The following is a 22,069-nucleotide window of genomic DNA, read 5'->3' on the forward strand; positions in this document are numbered from 1 at the left end:
AAACGCCGCTTGAACCACCAGGCCAAAGCGGCTTAAATCAACCCCCAAACCGAGCCGGAAACTCCAATCTTCAAAAGCACAAATAGTCTCAAATCATTCGACGACGGACACGCCCGAAATGCAGGTGGATGATGTGGTTATCTGGCGGTAAACTCACGAAGAGATTTCAGCCGTACCAGAGAGCTCGTCGTGGACTGGATTCAGGCCCGCGATTTACGTTTGGCTCGCGCTCGATCACGCGTCTGCGTGTAAAGCCAGTCAAGAACGAGCATCACGACCAGAGAGGCACCCACCAATGGAAAAATTATTCCACCAATGATGAGGATCAGCAGAAGACCCCTAAATACGCGTCTGTCGCTAGGCATGGGAGGCACGCCCAGAGATCCTGCAGGGCGGCGTTTCCACCACATGATGGCGGCGGAAACCGCCAGAAGAACAATTCCTGCACAGGCAACTGCCAGAACGATCTGATTAGACAAACCAAATTGCTGTCCCATATGGGTATTAATGCCCCATTCGAGCGCTTTGCCCAAAGGACCATAATCCGCATAGCTCATATCAATAAGCACATTTCCTGAATATTGATCGAGATGAACAACGCGCTGTTGCGATAAATCATCCGGGTAGACCGATCCCGTAAAAACACCCGTAGACGTCGTAGGGATGTTAACCGCATAGCCGTGGTGAAGACCGAGTTTATCAAACTCCTCAACGGCTTTATTCAGTCCGATCGAAGTGGCACCATGATTATTCTCAGGGGATAACGGTATTTTGGCTTGCTCAAGCGACCAGCTCGTTTTGGCAACATGGTCAAGGTGCTCATCTGACATCGGCACCGCAATACGAACGCCCGCAGGGTACCCAAAATTGTTGCCATTAGCCCACTCGTTGACCTTGCCACCCCAAACACCCGACCAAGGCATGCCTGTGATTGCCAGAAAAACGATGAAAAAGCCGACGAAGAGACCGGTCACGGCATGTGTGTCCCGCCAGAATACGCGCTTTGACGGCGTACCGCGCAGGCTGACGACGCCGCCGTTTTGCTGCCGTGGCCACCAAAGATAAATGCCAGTTCCGACCAGAAGTATTGCCCAGCCGCCTGCGATTTCGATGGCCATGCGGGCATAGGAGCCAAAATATTTGAGACTATGGAAGTATCGGATGGTCCACATCACTGTTCCGCGATCTGGAAGAGAGCCGAGAACGGCCCCTGTGTAAGGATTGACGTAAACGGCAACCTTTCCTTTCTCAGGCGTGTTGACTGTAACTTCGACAGAAATGTCGGGCGTTGCTGGATCAGTGAATTTGATCGCTGTTCCCGGAACGGCCTTCAATGCCGCCTCCACCATTGCTGCAGGCGTTGCTTTTGACACGCTTTCCTGAATTTCAACACGTTTAAGATCAGCGTGAATGATTGCATCGAGTTCGTCGCGAAAAAGATAAAGAGCGCCTGTGATTGCCAACGTAATCATAAATGGCAAAACAAGCAGGCCAGCGTAAAAATGCCAACGCCAAACGGCGCGGTAAAGATCAGATGATGCAGACGCAGAACGTGCAGCACCCTCTCTTGGAAGAGTAGCTTCAGACATAGAAATCTCCTGAACATCATGAGGCGCATCGCGCCAGGTGATTTAAACGTCAGGAAAAAATGGTGGTGCTCTCGCTTCGGAGTGGTAGTTGTCCGATGTCTCTACGGTAATTGTTTTAAATGAATATCGGACGCGCGAAGAAATGAGCGGTTGTTGTACGACGGGAATGAAGTCCGGCGTGAGCAGAGCCTGCAATGTACCCGATGCTAATCGACATAAAGAGGCGCAGGGGCAGTCATTTATTTTTTGCGGAGACTGGCCATCATCGCCTTGCGTGAAAGCGTGTCCCCCGCCATCGGTCGAACAGATTACGCCGAATATATTTTCGTATTGCGTGTCGGCCATCGCACTGCGACTAAAGCCGGAAAGCATACTCTGGAGCATCATGAACGCGCAGATAATGGCGACAAATGTTGTCGCTATCTGATTGTCCCGTAATGAATGCCGTAATACTCGCATCACGTCGCTCTGCCACAGTATCGACATAATGTCACTGCGACACAACAAACAAGAAGGCGAGTTCTGCTTGCTGTTGCGATTTTCTCACGTTAGTGTTTGCTCGACTAAGTAGCAGTTCAGTGGCTAATAACCGATGCTGAGCGTTCTGGAGGGGCAATGAAACGGAGGAAGCATCATCTAAGCGCTTACGTCGCTTTTATTGCTGCCTGCGTACTTTTCCTGCAGTCTTTCTTCGCGGCTTACGCGAGTGCAGGCGTTGCTTCCCAACCAATATTGGACGCTTTTGGCAATCCCTTATGTATAACGAGCTCGTTGACAGAGTCGGATGGCAAAGACCCTGGTCATTCGAAACTGCCAAATTGTTGCACTTTCGGATGTAGCAGCGTTTCGCCTCTTTTACCTGCGCCAGATATTAGCCAGTTTGTTGCGCTTACGGCTCGCTTTGATGAAGAAGCCGTCCCCTTTTATCAAACGCATTCCTTCAGCCACCCAACCACACGGGATCCCGGTCGTCCGCGAGCGCCTCCGCAAACTGATAGATAAGTTAATCGCTCAACTTAATTATCGAACGCGCAGTTCGATTTGATCTGCGCTCAATCGGAGCTATCAATATGTCACGTTCGCTTTCAAACCCGGTCACTCGTTTTTTTGAAGCCCACCCAGCGCTTCGTTTCCGTTCTATTGAAGAAAAAATTGGTATTGCCTCCTTGGCTTTGCTGACATTGTTTGTTTTCACGCAGCCCTTATTTGCGCATGAGTTCAAAAAAGGGGAACTGGAGATCGTTCATCCCTGGTCACGCGCAACCCCTGAAGGTGCTAAAGTCGCAGGCGGTTACCTTGTGATCAACAATCACGGCAAGCAAGCAGATAGACTGATCGCTGCCACAGGCGAAATCGCGGGAAAAACTGAAATACATGAAATGAAGGTCGATGATAAAGGTGTCATGACCATGCGACCATTGCCCGATGGTCTTGAAATTCCCGCAGATGGTAAGGCAGAGCTGAAGCCTGGTTCGTATCACATCATGTTCATGGCTCTCAAACATGGCATCAAAGAAGGTGATAAGTTCAAGGGATCACTGACTTTCGAAAAAGCTGGCACGGTGGACGTTGAATATGCTGTCAACGCTATGGGCGGTGCTAAGAGTGACGCACATGATCACAGCAAATCGGGTCATAGTTCGGACGATCATTCTTCCCATTGAATGATTAAGCAGCTGACATTCTAACATTCGCACGGCGGCGTTCGGACGGACTTAAATCCGAACCGCCGTTGCAAGGCTGAAACGAAACCATCAGCGCGTTGGAGTGCCCGAAAGTTTCAAAGTTTTCAGAAATAACAGAATATTGTTATTTCTTCCGGGTTTAAAATCATGATCAAGAAACTACTTCCGATCTTAATTGGATTATCGATGGTGGTCATAGTGGCTGCTGCATCGATCAATCATTACATCGACAAACAAGCTGCAACAGAGCCATTTGGCGGACCTCTGAAACTTGTCACGATGAATGGAGACGCGTTCACAGAGCAGGACTTAAGATCGACCCCAGCTGCTGTATTTTTCGGCTTTACACATTGTCCGGAGGTTTGCCCAACAACGTTGTATGAGCTCGACGGTTTAATGAATGATTTGGGAGCTGATCGGGACAAGTTGAAGGTATACTACATCACAGTCGACCCAAGGCGTGACACAACGGAGATTATGAGAACCTATGTTAGCAATGTTTCCAAGCATATTATGGGCGTAAGCGGCACCGAAGCAAACATTGAAGACGCTATTAAGAGTTACAAAATTTACGCTGCTAAAATACCGCTTCAGGACGGTGATTATACCATGGACCACACGGCCTCCATATTTCTATTAGAAAAGGGAGGCCGCTTTCATGATATAATCAAGTATCAGGAAGTCCACGATGTCGCTCTGCAAAAAATGCGAGATTTAATCGCGTTGCCGAATAACTCGTAGATAGGCTTGGACTGAATCTACGAGCGACTTAATGAGATCAACGATCTCATTAAGTCGACTTCCTGGTCTTTTGTAGTTTCTTCGGGATGTCGCAAGTCATCACAAGCTCGCTTAAGCGGGTTCCATTATCAGTTTTCGCTGGGGTAGGGCGGGCAGAATTGCGTTTTTGAGTTCGACTGATGCGGGGTGAGAAAGCATCTGTATATCGCCGTTATTTTGCTCTTCTACAAGACGGCCATCTTCCATCACGAGAATGCGGTCAGCAAATCGTTCAACCAGCCGCAAATCGTGCGTGACGAAGAGGTATGAAACCTTCTGGCTGTCTTGCAATTTCGTCAGCAGTTTTAGCGCAGATGCTTGCAGGTGCGTATCAAGGTTTGAGACAGCCTCGTCGAGAATGATGAGCTTAGGATTTGCCGCAAGCGCTCGAGCGATGCAGACTCGTTGTAACTGGCCACCACTGATCTGCGAGGAAAGTTTATTGAGCAGGTCTCTTGGCAACTCGACCATTTCGAGAAGGTCGACAATGCGCGTGAGCCTCTGCTCTACATTGAGTTCAGTAAGGTGCCTCAACGGCTCTTCAATGATGGACCCGACCGTCATACGTGGATCTACGGCACTGGGTGAATCCTGAAAGACCATTTGTACATCGCGGTGAAACGAGCGCGTTTGCACACGCGTTAGCTTTCGGGTCGATATGTCCTTGTAAAGCACATCACCTGTTTCAGGATGTTCCAATCCGCAAAGTTGCCTTGCAAGTGTGCTTTTGCCACAGCCGCTGCGGCCCAACAGGGCAATCGTCTCACCTTCTTGAATGTTCAACGATACATCATCAAGAATGAGGCGCGCAGGGCTAGATCCCATCAGAGAATGTGTCTGGTATGATTTATTGATATTTTTCGCTTGTAAGAGCATCAGACAGTCAACTCCATGCCGTATAACGATAAATGGGCAGACACCAGCATTCGTGTGACAGGATCTTTGGGTGAGTTAAAGATCTTTTCGACCGGCGCTTGCTCAACCAATATCCCATTTTCGATAACTGCAACCTGATCTGCTATTTTTGCAACGACGCCCATGTCGTGCGTTATCAACAGAACCCCTAAGCCTTTTTCCCGCGCCAGTTTTTCGAGAAGATTCAGAATTTTTATCTGAACTACGAGGTCTAAGTCGGACGTCGGTTCATCAGCAAAAAGAAATTCTGATTTGCTCAGCAAAGCGATTGCAATCATCATGCGCTGCAACATGCCGCCACTCATTTCGAATGGATAAAGATCAAGTATTCGATCAGGATCATCTAGCTCGACGGCGAGCAAAGCCTCTTTGATCTCGGCCTTTTCATTACGATTATTGCGACCGAGTGCTGAAAGCGTTTCTGCAATATGCTGCCGCATCGTACGTACCGGATTAAAGGCACTACGCGGATTTTGCATGATGCTTGCAACGTGATTGCCGCGCAGTTTTTTGGCGCTTATTTGTTTGCCGTCAAGCCAGATTGCTCCATTAATCGTCCTTACCCCAGGCGGCAAAACGTCAAGGACTGCGGAGCATGTCATTGACTTTCCCGAGCCACTGGCACCAACAAGAGCGAGTATTTTACCTCGTTCGATCGTGAGCGAAAGATCAGCAACAATCAAGTGAATGTGGTTCTCGTGCGCGTAACCGACGGAGAGATTACGAATTTCCAAGGTCTGCGAATTTAATGACACGTCTCTGCCCTCAGATTAGGATCCAGGCGGTCTCTCAGGGCATCGCCTAAGACATTGAACGCCATCACGCTAAAAAACAAAATGAGGCCGGGCCAAAAGATTAGCATTGGTGATGTCCAGACAAACTGCCGTGCATCATTGATCATGACGCCCCACTCAGCCGTTGGCGCAGCAACGCCCAAACCAAGGAAAGACAGGCCGGAGACGTGAAGCATCATGTGACCAATGTCCAACGTTGCCAGCACCATCAACTGCGCTATTGTTGCTGGGAACAGATGTTTCATGAATACCCGCAGCCGACTGGCTCCGCTCAATCGTGCAGCGAGAATAAACTCTCTGTGTCGGAGCGAAAGAACAATGCCGCGAACAATGCGCGCGTACCAGGCCCAGTGTGACAAGGCGATGGCTATTATTACGTTAACGATGCCAGTTCCGAGCATACCAATCATGAAAAGCGCAAGAACGAGCGTGGGAAATGTCAGAAAGACGTCGGTAATGCGCATAATAATCTGATCAGTGCGGCCACCGACAAAACCCGAAAAACCGCCTATGCTGATGCCGAGTGTTAGGATGATGAGAAGAGTGATCGCGACAGCTCCGATTGAGACACGCGCACCTGCAATCAAACGAGAGAATATGTCTCGTCCCAGATGGTCGGTTCCTAGCCAGAATGTGCCATCAGGTGATTGCATTCTTCGGCCAATGTCGACAAAATCAGGGTTGTGAGGCGATATCCAGGGCCCTGCTATGGCTCCGATCAAAAGGAGGCTGACGACTGCAAATGAAAACCAAAGAAGTAAATTGCGGCTTAAGGTTTTTGACACGCTTTGTGCCGTGACTTGATTTTGCATCATTATTGCACACCCTCCGCTGATAGGCGGATCCGGGGATCTGCGATGGCGTAGATGATGTCGACAATCAGATTACACAGAACAAAAATCACGACCATGAGCAGCGTGAAGCATTGAATAACCGGATAATCTCTGTTGAGGATTGCGGATACCGCGTATCGTCCGACACCCGGCCATCCGAAGATGCTTTCAATGATGAGTGCGCCACCAATGAGTTCGCCGATATGCATGCCAATTGCTGTTATGATCGGGAGCCAGGCGTTACGCAGAATATGTGAATGTTCAACACGCCTTTCTGATAATCCGCGTAAACGTGCATATCGCACATGACGCTGTCCGCTAACTTCAAGCATGCTGGCGCGCAAAAGCCGCGCGTTGATTGCCAGAGACATGAATGAGATTGCGATTACCGGCATTATGATATGGGAAATGCCGCCTTTACCCATGGGGGGTAACCAGCCAAGGTGAACGGAGAACACCAGTACCAATAAAAAGCCCAGCCAGAAATTCGGCATTGACACACCGACAAAAGCAATGAACCGCACGAACTGATCCGGCCATTTCTCGCGATAACGCGCAGCCCACATTCCAAGTGGAATAGAAAGACCGATGGTTAAAAGAAGTGCCAAACCGGCGAGTTGCAAAGTGGCTGGGAGGAAATGCAGAATATCGGGCAATACGGGTCGTTGCGTGGCATAAGATATGCCAAAATCTAACCGAAGAGCATTCCACAACCATTCAAAATACTGGACAAATATCGGTTGATCGAGCCCAAGCATTTGCCGGGCATTTTCCAATGCTTGTGGTGTCGGCGGTACTTTGGATAGTCTGAGATAATCCATTGCTGGGTCACTTGGACCCAGCCTCAGCGTTAAGAATATGAAAAGTGATGCACCGAGCAACATCGGTATGAGAAGAAGTACTCGCCTGAGAATAAAAGCTGGCATGGCACTTAATCTGCCTTTGGCTTGAGCTGTTCAAAAGGCACTTCACTCGACATTGCGCCAAATGGGATCGGACCAACTTCTGGCTTTGCAACAGCGATGGCCGTCACGAATGTCAGCGGAAGATAAACGGCCTCATCATGTAAGCGGGTCAGGATGTCTTTATAAAGTCGTTTTCTGGTTTCTTCGTCACCTGTTGTGAACACCTGGCCAATTTTAGCGTCAATTTCCGCCTTGTCCGTTAGTCCTTGCTGTGCCTGATAATCAGCATGTGAAGGAATACGCATGGAGCTTACAAAGGCATGTGGATCAAAGGGCGCACCCCATGTGCGATTGAAGATCAGGCCAAATCGCCCGTCGCGCTGACGGGCGTAGACACTGCTTTCTTCTTCTCCGGTAAGCTTTACATCGATGCCAATCTGTCGAAGATCTGCCTGAACGACTTCGGCAATCGATTTTGCAATAGCATCGGTTCCGATGAAATTAAGTTCAACGGTTAGTGCTTCACCATCTTTTTGGCGAATGGCTCCCTCGCTGTTTGCTTTCCATCCGGCCTCATCCAACAGGCGTTTGGCACCCTCAACATCATATTCGTAGGGCTTAAGACCAATATCTGCGTAGGGTACATTGGTTGAGAAAAGCGTATCTGCTCGCTTTTGCGTGCCGTAGAGCACCTTATCTATCATCTTGTCTTTGTTGACAGCATGGTTGATTGCCTTGCGAACGGCGAGGTCATGTGTTGCGCCGGTCTTTGTGTTAATCGCAAAAACCCAAGTCTCCATAGGGTCGGACAGTTCTGTCGTATAGACACCCATGTTTTTAAACCGCTGAAAAGTATCAGGATAAAGCGGGCCGTCTAGACCGTAGATGAAGTCTACTTCCCCAGTCTCAAAAGCAATGGCGCGGGTATTTGGATCGGGAATGACTTTGACAGTGATCTGTTCATATTCCGGCTTTTTGCCCCAGTATTCTTCATTACGAACGAACTCATCCTTTTCGCCCAGCCTTGTTTCGACAAGTTTCCAGGGGCCTGTGCCAATCGGTGCAACAATGCCATCCTTTGTACCACCTTCTTTAAATTGCGACGGGGCAATAAACCTGAACGGGCGGGGCAGTGCCAATTCCTGAAGGATGGGGTAATATGCGTCTTTAAGTGTTAACTTGAGCTTGAATGGTTCTAACGCTTCTGCTGATGTGATCTGATTAGCCAGTTCAAGCCAGGCGTGCCGTTCCCTATTGGCAAGAACAGCATCGAAATTTGCTTTGGCGGCGGCGGCATCAAAAATCTCACCATTTGAAAATTTTACATTTTCGCGGAGTTTGAAAACATAGGTCTTTCCGCCATCTTCTATGTCCCAGGATTCTGCGAGCCATGGTTGTACTGATCCGTCGCCCATATAACGAACGAGAGGCTCGTAAACCATATTCTGCCCCATCATTTGATTGGGTGTGTAAAGATGCGGATTGAGTGGGCCGACATTGACCGGCCATGCAAAATTAAGTTTGTTTTCTGCAGTAGCTATTCCGCCAACAGAAATTGTCAGAGCGAGTGATATCGCGAGCGAACGAATGAATTTATTCACTTAAACCCCCAAGAAAGTATGACGAATCTCATTAAAGATCATACTTTCTTGGCGGTCAACAACTTATCTAATACGCCGGACGGTGTTGTCACGTTAACTGGGCTACAGTTGCCTGCCTGACGGGTTGGGCGTAAATTTTGGTGATGCAGACATCAGATATCATCTTCAAGCGTCACCGTTTTCCGCCACAGATTATTGCTCATGCGGTGTGGCTTTATCTGCGGTTCAACCTTAGTCTGCGTGAAGTTGAAGAAATGCTGCTTGAGCGTGGAATCGACGTATCATACGAGACAGTTCGTCGTTGGATCGCCAAGTTCGGACCCCAGATCACACGCAACTTGCGGCGGCGTCAGGCGCGCCCCGGCGATACTTGGTATTTGGACGAAGTGGTCGTCAAATGCGCTGGAGAGAAATTCTGGCTCTGGCGTGCGGTGGATCAACATGGCTCCGTTCTCGAAGAAATCTTGCAGAAGCGGCGTGATAAAAGGGCGGCAAAGCAACTGCTCGTGGCGTTAATGAAGCGCTATGGCTTTGCTCCCAAACGGATCATCACTGATAAGCTCCGCTCCTACGGTGCAGCAAAGGCAGAAGTGGCACCCGGCCTTGACCATTGGTCGCACAAGGGCCTCAATAATCGGGCCGAAAATAGCCATCTGCCGTTTAGGAAACGGGAGCGAACCATGCAAGGTCATCGGTCACCTGGAGCGTTGCAACGGTTCGTCTCCATGCGCTCAGCGACCCGCAATTGTTTCTCTGTTCCATCTCGTCGCCGAGCCGCACACACAATTCGTTACCATCGCCTCGAAGCTTTCGATGCATGGAAAATTGCGGCCTGCTTCGCCTGAATATCTACGAGCCCCTGGCCTTTCCGGCCAGAGAAACTTAACGTGACAACACCCTCATCCAGCATTCGGACAGGGGCAGCCAATATGCCAGTTATGAGTATCGCAAAATCCTCAAAGCGCACAGCATGCTTCCATCCATGAGCGGTAAAGGAAATTGATATGACAATGCAATGGTGGACACCATCTTCAAGACCAACAAATCAGAACTGATCTGGCACAGTGTATTCCAGATCAGAAATGACGCAATCAAACTCATTGGAGAATACATTGACGGCTTCTATAATCCTGTGCGCAGACATTCTGCACTCGGGTATAAATCCCCGATCCAGTTCGAGACCATGAACCGGAAATTAGTGACAGAACCTCTCCATTAAATCAGGGCAAGTCCAACATACAGCCAGCCGAAGCCGAAGAACGATATTACGCGATGCTGGACGCACCGGCCGTGGCCGCGTAACTTAAACGAAATGGCCTCCGGCAAACCCGGTGCGGTTCAATATTAATTTTAAATTTCACCAACTACGGCGTAGGAGTTGCAAAACACTAACGATTCATATTGACAGGTTGAGATTTGTTGTGTGTTATAACACTTAACAAAGCAGAGCTTGAACTGGGAACAATATGAACCACCACCACGCTACGCCGCGGTTAGAGGACCGCCTTAAAGATTCTTCACTCCTGCGGAACAAGGCATATATCGGTGGCGAATGGATAGCTGCTGACAATGGAGAGACGGTTGTTGTAACTGATCCGGCAACCAACCTTGCGATAGGTTCTGTGCCTAATATGGGCGCAGCCGAGACCCGACGTGCAATTAAAATTGCGGAGGAGTCTCGTCATGCATGGGCAGCGCTGCCAGCCATGGATCGCGCAATCATATTGCGTCGTTGGTTTGACCTGATAATCGCCAATCTTTCCGATCTTGCCACGATCATGACTGCCGAGCAGGGCAAACCGCTTGCGGAAAGTCAGGCCGAAATCCGTTATGCCGCTTCTTTTGCGGAATGGTTTGCGGAAGAGGCAAAGCGTGCCTACGGAGACCTGATCCCGGCTCCTCGTGCCCGCTCCCGCATCATGGTTCTTAAGCAGCCAATAGGTGTTGTTGCAGCGATCACACCTTGGAATTTCCCTGCCGCAATGATTACCCGGAAGTGCGCACCGGCTTTCGCTGCGGGCTGTTCGGTCGTGGTTAAGCCATCTGAATTTACGCCCTACTCTGCACTCGCACTGGCGGAGCTTGCCGAACGTGCTGGCATTCCGAAAGGGGTATTCAACATTGTCACAGGTGACGCTACTGCAATCGGCGGCGAAATGACGTCAAGCCAGATCGTGCGCAAGATCAGCTTCACAGGATCGACCCGCGTTGGAAAACTTCTTCTCGAACAATCGGCAAATACGGTCAAGAAAGTTGCGATGGAACTTGGCGGTAACGCGCCACTGATCGTGTTTGAAGATGCCGATCTTGATGTTGCGGTTCAAGGCGTTCTCAACGCAAAATTCCGTAATACCGGCCAAACTTGTATTTGCCCGAACCGCATTTACGTTCATGAAAACGTTCACGACACTTTCATTGAGCGCCTCTCTGCAGCAGTCGGTGCATTAAAAGTGGGCGAGGGCTTTGGCGAGGGCGTGCAACAAGGTCCCTTAATCAATGAAGCCGCGCTGACGAAGGTGGAGCGTCATGTAGCAGACGCAGTTAGCAAGGGCGCCAAAGTTGTTACGGGTGGCAGACGTCATGGGCTTGGACAAACTTTCTACGAGCCTACGGTGCTTGTGGATGTTGATGCAACGATGCTCTTTGAAAGTGAAGAAACTTTCGGACCAGTTGCGCCCATACAGCGGTTCTCCGATGAAAAAGCCGTCATCAAAGCCGCCAATGCCACCACATCCGGCCTTGCAGCTTATATTTTTACCCGCGATCTCGACAGGATGTGGCGTGTTGCTGAACAGATCGAGTCGGGCATTGTTGGCGTCAATGAAGGCTTGGTTTCAAATGAGGTCGCACCATTTGGCGGAGTAAAAGAATCTGGCATCGGGCGGGAGGGCTCAAAGTACGGGATCGAAGAATTCCTAGAGCTGAAATACATCTGCATTACTCAATCTGCAGCGTGAATGCCGAGTGGCGCGACTCCGCGAGGTTAATATAAACGCATAAAAACAAAGGGGAATAACGTGAAAATCACGAGCACTTTGAAAACGGGAATTATGGCTTGTGCAGCTGCGCTAATGGGGGCGACTGCACTGAGTGGAGCAGCACAGGCAGGCGCCGCTTTGGATTCAATTAAGTCCAAGGGCACTCTGGTCTGTGGTGTTGGTCAGGCCGTTCCGGGCTTTTCGGCTCCAGCTGCGAATGGCGAGCTGGCTGGCATTGACATTGACTATTGTAAAGCGATGGCGGCTGCTATTCTTGGCGACGCGTCGAAAGTCAACTATCGCCAGACATCTTATGCCGAGCGCTTTGTATTGCTGTCGTCGGGTGAGATTGACGTTCTGGCTCATGATACCACTACGACACTCAACCGCGAAGGCGCTCAGAGCGCACGCTTCACCTCACCAAACTACTTTGACGGCTATACGTTTATGGTACCAAAGTCACTTGGTATCGATAGTCCTGACAAATTGGCAGATGCTACGGTCTGCATCCTGCAGGGCTCAACTTTCGAAGTGAACACCGAGAATTTCTTCCAGTCTCGCGGCCTCAACTATACACCACTTGTTCTAAGTGCCTGGGAGCAGCTGGATGCAGCTTTCTTTGGCGGACGTTGTGATGCGTTCGGCGGCAACTATGGTAACCTCGCCGGATCACGCGCTGGCAATGGTAATGTCGACGATTACATCATCTTCCCCAATTTTATAACGCTGGAACCTTATGCACCTGCTGTCAAAAGTGGCGATGAGCAACTTTTTCTCATAGCCCGATGGGTCATGTTTGCTTTGGTCGAAGCTGAGCGACTTGGCATTACGCAGGCTAACGTTGAAGATCTTGCCAAAAACTCGACTGATCCGGAGATCAAACAGATACTCGGCACCACACCGGGTAATGGCAAAGATCTCGGTCTGCCGGAAGACTGGGTTGTTAAACTTGTCTCGGCCGTCGGCAATTATGGCGAAAGCTTCGAGCGCAACCTTGGTAAGGCCTCTCCTCTCAAGCTCGACCGTGGTCTAAACGACCTTTGGACGAAGGGTGGCCTTATGTATGCAGCACCGTTGCGCTAATGCGTAGCGAGCGCCTTCAAAATGCGCTGTTTGTTTTGGCAGCCATTGCAGTTTTTGCGTGGCTGTCACACAATCTTGCGTCAAATCTCGCTGCACGCGGCATCAGTATCGATTATAGCTTCCTGTGGAGCGCTACATCGTTTCCGATTGGCGAGTCATTGATTACCTTTAGTTCAGGAGACAGCTACTTCCAGGCACTGCTTGTCGGTTTGCTCAATACAATTAAGCTGGCTGCTGCTGCTATTGTATTGTCCACTTTGCTCGGACTTCTGATTGGTCTTGCAGGACGTGCTGCTCATCCGCAGCTTCGCACGATAGCAAAGACCTATATTGAGGTCACGCGCAACACACCGCTGCTGCTCATTCTCGTTGTCTGCGCAACTGCTGTCCGCGTGCTCCCTGCACCGCGTCAGGCATGGGCACTTGGGGACTTTGTTTTCATCTCAAGCCGTGGCCTTCATGTACCAACAATTCTGTTCGGAGATAGTGGGCCTGCGCTGGCTACTGTCCTCATTGCAAGTCTGATCAGTGGCTATGTATTCTGGCGCTTCATGGTGAAAGGACGCAACGAAACGGGACACTTTCCCCGACGGGCCACAATTGGCTTTTGCGTTTCTCTTGCTGCCATTCTCGGTGTCATCATTTTTGCACTTGGTTGGGGAGAGATACAGAAACCAGCACTGACTGGGTTTAATTTCCGTGGGGGAGTGGGCCTTACACCCGAATATATAGCAATGCTCATTGGCCTATCGTTTTATACTTCAGGGTTTATTGCTGAAATTGTGCGCGGAAGTCTTGCAGCTTTGCCAAAAGGGCAAACAGAGGCGGCAAGCTCCCTCGGCCTCAATCCATTGCTAACACTCTATCTGGTTCTGGCACCGCAAGCTCTCCGGCTCATGTTGCCCCCATTGGCTAATCAATATCTTAACGCAATTAAGAATACGACACTGGCTGTCCTGATTGGTTATCCTGATCTGGTTTCGGTCGGTAATACTGCGCTCAACCAAACAGGCCGGGCTATTGAGACCGTCTCCATTTATCTTCTGATCTATCTGTCGCTCAGCCTGTTAACCTCTGCGGTTATCCGCTGGTTGGAGAAACGCGCACAATTGGTGAAAGCATGAGTGAACCTTCTGCAACACTTCAACGCCCGTCCGATGGCTTCGTATCGGGTTGGCTTCGACCTTATTTTCATCCTTGGCCCCACGCCCTGCTGACACTAGTCATCACTGGCGGACTTCTCTACCTGTTCTGGCACTTCTATCAATGGGCCTTCGTGAACGCCGTATTTGGTCCGGCGTCACCCGATATTTGCAGGGCTGCGACTGGAGCCTGTTGGGCGTTTCTCTATGAGCGCTATCACATTATTCTTTTCGGCAGTTACCCAATTGATCAGTATTGGCGTCCTACGCTCGCTGTCGTATTGGTACTTTCCATCCTCATTCTTAGTGGCTTTCGTCGTTTCTGGAAACCACTACTTGCGCTTGCATGGATCGCAGTCATGGTGATCAGCCTTATACTCATGAGGGGTGGCATTTTGGGTTTGCCAGCAGTCTCAACGAGCCGTTGGGGTGGCCTGCCGCTTACTGTTGGCCTGTCTGCTTTCGGTATTGTGTTGGCACTTCCAATATCCGTTCTGATTGTCCTTGGCCGCCAGTCGAAAGCCGCTATCGTCCGGCGTTTCTGCTCGCTCTATGTTGAGATCGTGCGCGGTCTGCCACTCATTGCTGTCCTGTTCATTGCATCAACGATGCTGCCTTTCCTGCTGCCCGGCGGCAATATGGTGGACAATATCTTGCGTGCACAGGTCGCACTTATTCTGTTCCAGGCCGCATATCTTGCCGAAGCAATTCGCGGTGGGCTTGAAGCCGTGCCTCGTGGTCAGTCAGAAGCAGGAAAGAGCTTGGGGCTTTCCGGTGGCCTTATTTCACGTTTAATCGTGCTACCGCAAGCATTTCGGATTGCTCTGCCTGCGATCATCAACACCTTCATCGAGTCTATCAAAGACACAACGCTGATTAGCATTATTGGTCTGATAGACGTACTTGGCGGTGCACGCGGGGCAATTGCTGACGGTGCGTGGCTGGGCTTTTATCGCGAAGCGTATCTTGTAGTCGGTGGTGCATTTTTCGTATTTTGCTTCATTCTATCACTTCACTCCCGGCGTCTTGAGCGTGAATTTGCTCTTGAGAGGCGCTAGAGATGGACAGCAAGCTAAACCTGCTGTCAGATGACGGCTCCATGCCGACATACAAGACGCTCATTCAGGATACATTGAACGAACAGATCTATCAGCAGATCAAGGAAAAACTCATCATCGGAGAGTTTCGCCCCGGTGACAGACTTGTCCTTCGAAATCTGGCTTCTGCTCTTGGAACAAGCGTGGTTCCGGTCCGCGATGCGCTCCAAAAGCTCGAAAGCCTTGGCGCAGTGCGTCTTGGGCGCACGTTTATAGTGCCGCGTCTGACCATGCTTGAACTCACGGAAATTCGCGACATTCGGGTGGCATTGGAAGGACTTTCGGCAGCGCGTGCCGCGCGAGCTTCAACGCCCGAAAGCCTTGCTGGTTTACGTGTGCATTTCGAAGCCATGATTGTAGCGGCACGTAACAACGATACCAGTCATTTCCTGCGTGCGAATGCCAGCTTTCATCTGCATATTGCAGACATGAGCAACTCTCCCATTCTGCGTGACATGATTGAACCGCTTTGGTTGAGAATGGGCCCATCTGTCCGTCTAGCTAAGGCTGAGCCGGGTAAACTGATTGACGCAATTCCCGATCACGAAATAGCTTTTGACGCCATAGCGTCTCACAATGCTTCAGCCGCTAGAAAAGCTGTTGTTTCTGATATCATCAACTGCTTCGGCATTCTGGCTGATTCATTTCAGGAAGCAGAAGAATGATGCAGCGCCTTACGTCGATTGATGCAGAGACCCTCACAAGGAAGCATTTTGGTATTCATGGTCAAGCCACAGAGCTTGGCGGTGAACGCACGCAAAATTTCCGCATCCGTGTAGCCAATGGTCCGACGTTCACGCTCAAGGTTTCTGATCCGCAGGAAAGCATCGACAGTGTATTGTTGGAAAATGCAGCTCTTCTTCATATTGAGCAAGCGGCACCAGAAATTCCAGCACCACGTGTCACATCCACGATCAATGGCGAGATGATTGTTCCCATCGCGCTAGATGATGGCAGATATTTGCAGCTATTGACCTATCTTGAAGGAACACCGCTTTCTTCTGTAGGTTTATCATCAAGAGCATTACGCCAGACAATTGGGCGGTCAGTGGCCAATCTTGATAATGCGCTGTCCGCCTTTGATCATGACTATGCAAGCGAGCGCAATCTTATATGGGATGTGAAAAATATAAGCCGTCTGCGGGCGCATTTAAATTTGATCGACACAGATCGCTGTCCGCTCGCTCAGGCCATGCTTGATCGTTTTGAAACGGTAGCGTTGCCACAAATTGTTCAATTGCCCACACAGGCTGTTCATAGCGATATGAATGGACAAAATATCCTTACTGATGGCGATAAATTGGCTGGCTTCCTTGATTTCGGAGATTTGGTCTACGCTCCTCGTCTTGTCGATCTTGCTGGTGCAGCGTTGCTACAAATTCGCGGTGAAAAGTATGATTTTGAGAACGCTGCCGATGTCGTCAGCGCTTATCACAGTGTTGCACCTTTATCGGATTTGGAGTGCACGCTCTTGCCGGAGTTTATGATCGCACGGTGCGTCATAAACGTCATTGTTACAGAGTTTTTGGCCGATACTGATCCGGCCAACCGTCCTTACATCATGAAAAACAATCCAGCCTCCTGGATGCGATTAAAGCGGCTGTCAGCACTATCGCAAAACCCATTCAACACTATTCTCCAGAAATAAAGGCGCATGCCATGAGCGTACCTTTGATGATCAATGCGTTTGATGCAAAGAACGCCGGAAGCCTTGACGAGCGCACACGCAGCCTTGTTGAACGCCGTCAGCGTGTTCTTGGCCAACCATACCGCATGTTTTACGAGGAACCAGTTCATTTTGAACGCGCATCTGGCGTTCGGCTCTATGATGAGGCGGGAAATGCCTATCTTGATGCCTATAACAATGTGCCTTGCGTAGGGCATTGTCATCCTCGTGTTGTATCAGCGATTGCTGAACAGGCTGCGCGCCTCAATGTTCACACGCGTTATCTCGATGAGGGTATTATCAGCTATGCTGAGAAATTGCTCAGCCACTTCCCAGCCCAAACCAATCGGTTGATGCTAACCTGTACAGGAAGCGAAGCCAACGATCTGGCGCTGCGCATTGCCCGTAACCATACGGGCGGAACAGGTTTTATCGTCACTGCTAATGCCTATCACGGTATCAGCCACGCGATAGCGTCCATGTCGCCTTCGCTCGGCCAGAATGTTCCATTGGCGCTTGACGTTCGCACTATTGCTACGCCTGATGCACGCGTTTCGGGTTCTCCTGAACAGATCGCAGTTTTTTTTGAAAATGAAGTTCGAACCGCTATTATTGATATGCAGCGTCATGGCATTCGTCCCGCCGGACTTCTCGTCGATACTATTTTTTCGAGCGATGGTGTTTTTGCCGAACCGTCCGGTTTTCTTAAAGGTGCTGTTGATGCCATCCGCGAAGCGGGTGGCCTTTTCATTGCTGATGAAGTGCAGGCGGGCTTCGGTCGTCTGGGGTCACACATGTGGGGCTTTCAACGCCACGGCATCGTTCCTGATCTCGTCACCATGGGTAAACCGATGGGCAACGGCTACCCAATCGCGGGCGTCGTCGCACGTGAGGAAGTTCTGGAACGTTTTGCTCGCGAAGCCCGATATTTCAACACATTCGGCGGCAACCCCGTTGCCTGTGCCGCTGCCTCTGCAGTCCTGGACATACTTCACGATGAAGACCTTCTGGTAAATGCCTTAAAAGTCGGCACACATATGAAAACCGGCTTCGAGGACCTATCGAAGCGCCACGCAGCGATAGGTGACGTGCGCGGCGTGGGCTTATTTCTAGGCGTTGATATTTTGGACAAGAATGGCAGGCCGTCACCAGAAGATGCTGGTAAACTTGTCAATGAGTTTCGCCGCCGCCGCGTGCTGATCAGTGCATCTGGACCGCTTGGCCATGTTCTGAAAATCAGACCACCACTGCCTTTTTCTGTCTCTGATGCTGATGAGCTTTTACAGGTATGTGACGGGGTGTTGAGCAGCTTTTGAACTCAAATAGTCAGACAGTGAATATTGATCAACTGTGCAGCCCAATGGGCAAAGCCGTAACAATGCAGAAGGATGCTTGAATGGTAGGCGAAAATGTCAAACGTTTCGACGATCTTCAAAAACATAGTCCGCAAATGACGATCTCGAAGACTGTAGGGGCTATCGAGATTAAGAACATGCATAAATGGTATGGTGAATTCCATGTTCTGCGTGACATCAATCTGAAGGTCATGCGTGGCGAACGCATCGTTGTTGCTGGTCCATCGGGTTCCGGCAAATCCACCATGATCCGCTGTATCAACCGTCTGGAAGAACACCAGAAGGGCCAGATCATTGTGGACGGTATCGAATTGACCAACGATCTCAAGAAGATTGATGAAGTGCGCCGCGAAGTCGGCATGGTGTTCCAGCACTTCAACCTGTTTCCGCATCTGACCATTCTGGAAAACTGCACGCTGGCGCCAATCTGGGTGCGCAAGATGCCCAAGAAGCAGGCGGAAGAAATCGCCATGCATTATTTGAAGCGCGTGAAGATTCCAGAACAGGCCAATAAATATCCGGGGCAGCTTTCCGGCGGTCAGCAGCAGCGTGTGGCAATTGCCCGTGCACTTTGCATGAACCCGAAAGTGATGCTGTTTGATGAGCCAACTTCAGCGCTTGATCCGGAAATGGTGAAGGAAGTGCTTGATACGATGGTGAGCCTTGCGGATGAAGGCATGACGATGATCTGCGTGACGCATGAAATGGGCTTTGCCCGTCAGGTTGCAAACCGCGTGGTCTTCATGGATCAGGGCCAGGTCGTCGAAGAAAATGCGCCAGCCGAATTCTTCGACAACCCACATCATGAGCGCACAAAGCTATTTCTCAGTCAGATTCTACATTAGGCGGCTAATAACGCTAAGCTATACTAAGAAGGGCGCCGTAATTCATACAGCGCCCTTTGTGTTGTTAATTAGTTCAGATTTTCAGAGTTGCGCCACTGTGCAGTATCATCAAGTGTTCTGCGGAGACGTTTCACCGTCTCGTACACCTGATCTTCGTTGATGATGAGTGGTGGGCAAAGCGCAACCACATCACCGATAGCGCGAACAATGAGCCCATTCTCATGTCCAGCTACAAACGCGCGGGAACCAACTTTGCCCGGCATAGCAAATGGACGACGGCTTTCTTTATCCGCAACAAGCTCGATACCAGCGATGAGGCCCGCGCCGCGAACTTCCCCGACAAGTGGATGATCGGCAAGGTCTGCCAGTTGTGACTGTAAAATGGCGCCCATACGGGCTGCATTTCCAATCAGATCACGTTCTTCAATGATTTTGAGATTTTCAAGACCCACAGCTGTTGCAACCGGATGACCGGAGGCAGTGAAGCCATGGCCGAAAGTGCCGATCTTAGCTGTATTGTCGGCAATCGCATCATAGACAGCCTCTGTAAATACAACCGCTGCGAGAGGCATATATGACGAGGTCAGCTGTTTGGACATGATCAGAATGTCCGGAGTGAAGCCGTAATGCTCACAGCCAAAGGTCGTGCCAAGACGACCAAAGCCGCAGATTACTTCATCAGCAATCAGCAGAATATCATATTTGCGGCAGAGCGCTTCAATGCCTTTCCAGTAACCTTCTGGTGGAGGCATCACGCCGCCCGCAGCCATTAGTGGCTCACCGATGAAACCCGCAATAGTTTCAGGGCCTTCCTCAACGATCATTGCTTCAGCTTCAGCAATCAGTCTTGCTGCGAACTCAGCCTCGCTCTCGCCCGGCAAGCCATATCGATAAAAATGCGGGCAGGTTAGATGACGAACCGGAATCGCTGGGAGGTCGAAGTCGCGATGATTGTTTGGTAAGCCTGTCAGACTGCCAGAGGCAATCGTGATACCATGATAGCCACGCGTTCGGGCGAGAAATTTCTTCTTTAGTGGTCGGCCCAGCGCATTGTTCATGTACCAAACCATCTTGACCATAGTGTCGTTGGCTTCGGAACCAGAACTCGTAAAAAACACCCGTGTTAGCTGCGCAGGCGTCATCTCAACGATCTTCTCCGCAAGACGGATCGATGGCTCATGGGACTTGTGGCTGAATGTATGGTAGTAGGGTAATTTGGCCATTTGCTCGGCGGCGACTTTGACAAGACGCTGTTCGTCAAAGCCAACCGCTACCGACCACAATCCCGCCAACCCTTCTATATATTCCTTGCCAGCATCATCATAAATATAGATGCCTTTGCCGCGATCAATGATCATTGGGCCTTGCAGTTCATGCGCACGCGCATCTGTATAGGGATGCAAAGTCGTTGTGATATCCGCATGGGCGAGCGAATTGGAAAGCCTATCATTCATTTGTATCTTCCTCCATTTGACGTTTGCGCATTCGTCCGTCTAGGCACGAGAGCTGCAAGGGACCGCTTTATTGAGGTCCGCTCCGTCCATTGATCTGACATGATCTTTTCAAGGCAAACTTGGCGGTATCAGATTATGGTCACACCACACATTTGTCTAGTGTTATAACAGTTTTATGACAATGTTTTTAATGCTAAAGATTATGTTCGATGTTATGACGAACGCACATTGAGAGGAGACCTTATGCAAAACCGTGAAGCCGACCCAGCAGGATCGAATGCGCCTGAACTGTCACCAGTTTCCCGTGACATGCTTCATGAGCAAATTTACGAGATGCTTAAGCGTAATCTTATGATGGGGCGATTTACACCAGGCCAGAAGCTGACTCTCCGAGGTCTCGCGAAAAGCCTGGGAACCAGTTTGATGCCCGTACGCGATGCATTGCAGAGGCTGGAGAGTGTTGGCAGTGTGGTTTCAACAGCCAATAGAACGATGATGGTGCCGATATTCACCACTAAGGAACTGTATGATATTCGCGTGCTAAGAACTATCTTAGAAACTGCTGCGTTGGAACGCGCGGTCGAAAATCATACGCAAGAGCAGCTCGATAAGCTGAAAAACTACGTTGCAGATATTTGCCGCTCCGCTGAAATTAACGATCTGGACCTCTTCCTTGAGGCGAATTATCATTTTCATATGTTGATTGCAGAAATGAGCAACCTTGCTTTCATCAGCCAGCTCTTGGAACCGCTGTGGTTGCATATTGGCCCTTCCGTGCGGCAATCTGTTCCGAACGACAAACTTTTCCGAAGCTCTGCTCAGCACCACATCGACGTTTACGACGCAATCGTTGCGAAGGATACAAAGACAGCAATCGCCGCCCTTCAGCTTGATATTTCGGAAGGGTATAGTTTTTAAGGTTCTGTTGCAAACTTTTCGTCAATAGATAAGCTGATAGTATCCTGGCTTTTAATCAGCCGAGTATTTTAGATGTTTAAAGGCCGCCATTTTGATAAATCCGTCATTCTGTTGTGTGTTCGTTGGTATCTGGCTTACAATTTGAGCCTTCGCAACCTGAAGGAACTGATAGCGGAACGTGGCATCGATCTCGACCACTCAACCGTCCATCGTTGGGTCATCTGCTTTAGCCCAAAATGCTTGAACGGCTTAATCGGAAGAAGCGTCAGGTCACACGCAAATGGAACCTTGATGAAACGTATATCAAGGTCAAAGGTATGGAAAAGCTACTCCAACTGCATCATGCCGGCGGTGAGGGTATCTGATTAAGCTGCTTCCTGCAAAAGTGTAGCAAAAGCCTCGGCGGGTGTCTTAAATCCAAGACACTTG

General features: G+C 50.0%; 21 protein-coding genes and 2 pseudogenes. 15 read left to right on the forward strand and 8 right to left on the reverse strand.

The features are described 5' to 3' along the window. Positions 1-200: 200 nt before the first annotated feature. Complete coding sequence (locus tag ABE530_RS18285; protein ID WP_499695517.1) at positions 201-1,589, reverse strand: PepSY-associated TM helix domain-containing protein; 1,389 nt, start codon at positions 1,587-1,589, stop codon at positions 201-203. Positions 1,590-1,631: 42 nt separating this feature from the next. Further along, positions 1,632-2,075 (reverse strand): DUF2946 family protein, encoded by a 444-nt coding sequence (locus ABE530_RS18290; RefSeq protein ID WP_499695518.1) that lies wholly within the window; start codon positions 2,073-2,075, stop codon positions 1,632-1,634. A gap of 129 nt (positions 2,076-2,204) precedes the next feature. Between ABE530_RS18290 and ABE530_RS18295 the strand changes: the two genes are divergently transcribed. The 3 genes from ABE530_RS18295 (at position 2,205) to ABE530_RS18305 (ending at position 4,015) form a co-directional block, all read left to right on the forward strand. After that, entirely contained in the window at positions 2,205-2,591 is a 387-nt protein-coding gene (locus ABE530_RS18295; protein WP_499695519.1) for a DUF2946 family protein, read from the forward strand. 68 nt (positions 2,592-2,659) lie between these two features. Further along, positions 2,660-3,253 (forward strand): copper chaperone PCu(A)C, encoded by a 594-nt coding sequence (locus tag ABE530_RS18300; protein WP_499695520.1) that lies wholly within the window; start codon positions 2,660-2,662, stop codon positions 3,251-3,253. Positions 3,254-3,424: 171 nt separating this feature from the next. Beyond that, on the forward strand, positions 3,425-4,015 hold the full coding sequence (locus ABE530_RS18305; protein ID WP_499695535.1) for an SCO family protein: 591 nt from the start codon (positions 3,425-3,427) through the stop codon (positions 4,013-4,015). A 111-nt stretch (positions 4,016-4,126) separates the two neighbouring features. Here ABE530_RS18305 and nikE read toward each other — a convergent pair whose 3' ends face one another. From nikE to nikA, 5 genes are read right to left on the reverse strand one after another with little or no spacing between them, the layout of a single operon-like run. Continuing rightward, positions 4,127-4,933, reverse strand: a complete 807-nt coding sequence (nikE, locus tag ABE530_RS18310) for a nickel import ATP-binding protein NikE (RefSeq protein WP_499695536.1) — start codon at positions 4,931-4,933, stop codon at positions 4,127-4,129. Further along, on the reverse strand, positions 4,930-5,724 hold the full coding sequence (gene nikD / locus ABE530_RS18315; protein ID WP_499695521.1) for a nickel import ATP-binding protein NikD: 795 nt from the start codon (positions 5,722-5,724) through the stop codon (positions 4,930-4,932). Before nikD ends, nikE begins: the two co-directional genes overlap by 4 nt. Further along, complete coding sequence (nikC, locus tag ABE530_RS18320; protein WP_499695522.1) at positions 5,715-6,578, reverse strand: nickel ABC transporter permease subunit NikC; 864 nt, start codon at positions 6,576-6,578, stop codon at positions 5,715-5,717. Before nikC ends, nikD begins: the two co-directional genes overlap by 10 nt. Beyond that, positions 6,578-7,522 carry a nickel ABC transporter permease subunit NikB gene (nikB, locus tag ABE530_RS18325; protein WP_499695523.1) on the reverse strand — a complete coding sequence of 315 codons (945 nt, stop codon included), beginning with the start codon at positions 7,520-7,522 and terminating at the stop codon, positions 6,578-6,580. Before nikB ends, nikC begins: the two co-directional genes overlap by 1 nt. Before the next feature lie 5 nt (positions 7,523-7,527). Then, complete coding sequence (nikA, locus tag ABE530_RS18330; protein WP_499695537.1) at positions 7,528-9,090, reverse strand: nickel ABC transporter substrate-binding protein; 1,563 nt, start codon at positions 9,088-9,090, stop codon at positions 7,528-7,530. 155 nt (positions 9,091-9,245) lie between these two features. On the opposite strand from nikA, the gene ABE530_RS18335 reads away from it, so the two are divergent. From ABE530_RS18335 to ABE530_RS18380, 10 genes and pseudogenes are all read left to right on the forward strand, one after another. After that, entirely contained in the window at positions 9,246-9,947 is a 702-nt protein-coding gene (locus tag ABE530_RS18335; RefSeq protein WP_499695524.1) for an IS6 family transposase, read from the forward strand. Between the two features lie 53 nt (positions 9,948-10,000). Continuing rightward, positions 10,001-10,321 (forward strand): annotated as a pseudogene (locus tag ABE530_RS18340) (integrase core domain-containing protein); the annotation flags it as partial. 247 nt (positions 10,322-10,568) lie between these two features. Further along, positions 10,569-12,059 (forward strand): NAD-dependent succinate-semialdehyde dehydrogenase, encoded by a 1,491-nt coding sequence (locus tag ABE530_RS18345; RefSeq protein WP_499695525.1) that lies wholly within the window; start codon positions 10,569-10,571, stop codon positions 12,057-12,059. A 60-nt stretch (positions 12,060-12,119) separates the two neighbouring features. Continuing rightward, complete coding sequence (locus tag ABE530_RS18350; RefSeq protein ID WP_499695526.1) at positions 12,120-13,163, forward strand: amino acid ABC transporter substrate-binding protein; 1,044 nt, start codon at positions 12,120-12,122, stop codon at positions 13,161-13,163. Further along, positions 13,163-14,287 (forward strand): ABC transporter permease subunit, encoded by a 1,125-nt coding sequence (locus ABE530_RS18355; protein WP_499695527.1) that lies wholly within the window; start codon positions 13,163-13,165, stop codon positions 14,285-14,287. Before ABE530_RS18350 ends, ABE530_RS18355 begins: the two co-directional genes overlap by 1 nt. After that, positions 14,284-15,363, forward strand: a complete 1,080-nt coding sequence (locus ABE530_RS18360) for an amino acid ABC transporter permease (protein ID WP_499695528.1) — start codon at positions 14,284-14,286, stop codon at positions 15,361-15,363. Before ABE530_RS18355 ends, ABE530_RS18360 begins: the two co-directional genes overlap by 4 nt. 2 nt (positions 15,364-15,365) lie before the next feature. Continuing rightward, positions 15,366-16,067 (forward strand): GntR family transcriptional regulator, encoded by a 702-nt coding sequence (locus ABE530_RS18365; RefSeq protein ID WP_499695529.1) that lies wholly within the window; start codon positions 15,366-15,368, stop codon positions 16,065-16,067. Continuing rightward, positions 16,064-17,050 (forward strand): phosphotransferase, encoded by a 987-nt coding sequence (locus ABE530_RS18370; protein WP_499695530.1) that lies wholly within the window; start codon positions 16,064-16,066, stop codon positions 17,048-17,050. The genes ABE530_RS18365 and ABE530_RS18370 overlap by 4 nt, the downstream gene beginning before the upstream one ends. Before the next feature lie 11 nt (positions 17,051-17,061). Then, a complete protein-coding gene (locus tag ABE530_RS18375) occupies positions 17,062-18,384 on the forward strand; it encodes an aspartate aminotransferase family protein (RefSeq protein ID WP_499695531.1) in 1,323 nt (440 codons plus the stop codon). Between the two features lie 80 nt (positions 18,385-18,464). After that, a complete protein-coding gene (locus ABE530_RS18380) occupies positions 18,465-19,268 on the forward strand; it encodes an amino acid ABC transporter ATP-binding protein (RefSeq protein ID WP_499695532.1) in 804 nt (267 codons plus the stop codon). A gap of 68 nt (positions 19,269-19,336) precedes the next feature. On the opposite strand, the gene ABE530_RS18385 is transcribed toward ABE530_RS18380, so the two are convergent. Then, positions 19,337-20,722, reverse strand: coding sequence for an aspartate aminotransferase family protein (locus ABE530_RS18385; RefSeq protein WP_499695533.1), 1,386 nt, complete (start codon positions 20,720-20,722; stop codon positions 19,337-19,339). A gap of 243 nt (positions 20,723-20,965) precedes the next feature. Here ABE530_RS18385 and ABE530_RS18390 point away from each other — a divergent pair, with 243 nt between their 5' ends. Beyond that, positions 20,966-21,640 (forward strand): GntR family transcriptional regulator, encoded by a 675-nt coding sequence (locus tag ABE530_RS18390; RefSeq protein ID WP_499695534.1) that lies wholly within the window; start codon positions 20,966-20,968, stop codon positions 21,638-21,640. A gap of 72 nt (positions 21,641-21,712) precedes the next feature. Then, a pseudogene (locus tag ABE530_RS18395) lies at positions 21,713-21,957 on the forward strand (IS6 family transposase); the annotation flags it as partial. Between the last annotated feature and the right edge of the window lie 112 nt (positions 21,958-22,069).

Origin of the sequence: Brucella sp. TWI559, assembly GCF_039674265.1 — a bacterium.
Taxonomy (GTDB): domain Bacteria; phylum Pseudomonadota; class Alphaproteobacteria; order Rhizobiales; family Rhizobiaceae; genus Brucella; species Brucella chromiisoli.

What these genes read in the sequence shown, in the direction of transcription:
- ABE530_RS18360 (WP_499695528.1), top strand. Translation starts at nt 14,284, where the DNA reads ATGAGTGAACCTTCTGCAACACTTCAACGCCCGTCCGATGGCTTCGTA.
- ABE530_RS18355 (WP_499695527.1), top strand. Translation starts at nt 13,163, where the DNA reads ATGCGTAGCGAGCGCCTTCAAAATGCGCTGTTTGTTTTGGCAGCCATT.
- nikC (WP_499695522.1), bottom strand. Translation starts at nt 6,578, where the DNA reads ATGATGCAAAATCAAGTCACGGCACAAAGCGTGTCAAAAACCTTAAGC.
- ABE530_RS18290 (WP_499695518.1), bottom strand. Translation starts at nt 2,075, where the DNA reads ATGTCGATACTGTGGCAGAGCGACGTGATGCGAGTATTACGGCATTCA.
- ABE530_RS18380 (WP_499695532.1), top strand. Translation starts at nt 18,465, where the DNA reads ATGGTAGGCGAAAATGTCAAACGTTTCGACGATCTTCAAAAACATAGT.
- ABE530_RS18370 (WP_499695530.1), top strand. Translation starts at nt 16,064, where the DNA reads ATGATGCAGCGCCTTACGTCGATTGATGCAGAGACCCTCACAAGGAAG.
- nikB (WP_499695523.1), bottom strand. Translation starts at nt 7,522, where the DNA reads ATGCCAGCTTTTATTCTCAGGCGAGTACTTCTTCTCATACCGATGTTG.
- ABE530_RS18365 (WP_499695529.1), top strand. Translation starts at nt 15,366, where the DNA reads ATGGACAGCAAGCTAAACCTGCTGTCAGATGACGGCTCCATGCCGACA.
- ABE530_RS18375 (WP_499695531.1), top strand. Translation starts at nt 17,062, where the DNA reads ATGAGCGTACCTTTGATGATCAATGCGTTTGATGCAAAGAACGCCGGA.
- ABE530_RS18285 (WP_499695517.1), bottom strand. Translation starts at nt 1,589, where the DNA reads ATGTCTGAAGCTACTCTTCCAAGAGAGGGTGCTGCACGTTCTGCGTCT.
- ABE530_RS18390 (WP_499695534.1), top strand. Translation starts at nt 20,966, where the DNA reads ATGCAAAACCGTGAAGCCGACCCAGCAGGATCGAATGCGCCTGAACTG.
- ABE530_RS18300 (WP_499695520.1), top strand. Translation starts at nt 2,660, where the DNA reads ATGTCACGTTCGCTTTCAAACCCGGTCACTCGTTTTTTTGAAGCCCAC.
- ABE530_RS18385 (WP_499695533.1), bottom strand. Translation starts at nt 20,722, where the DNA reads ATGAATGATAGGCTTTCCAATTCGCTCGCCCATGCGGATATCACAACG.
- ABE530_RS18295 (WP_499695519.1), top strand. Translation starts at nt 2,205, where the DNA reads ATGAAACGGAGGAAGCATCATCTAAGCGCTTACGTCGCTTTTATTGCT.
- ABE530_RS18335 (WP_499695524.1), top strand. Translation starts at nt 9,246, where the DNA reads ATGCAGACATCAGATATCATCTTCAAGCGTCACCGTTTTCCGCCACAG.
- ABE530_RS18345 (WP_499695525.1), top strand. Translation starts at nt 10,569, where the DNA reads ATGAACCACCACCACGCTACGCCGCGGTTAGAGGACCGCCTTAAAGAT.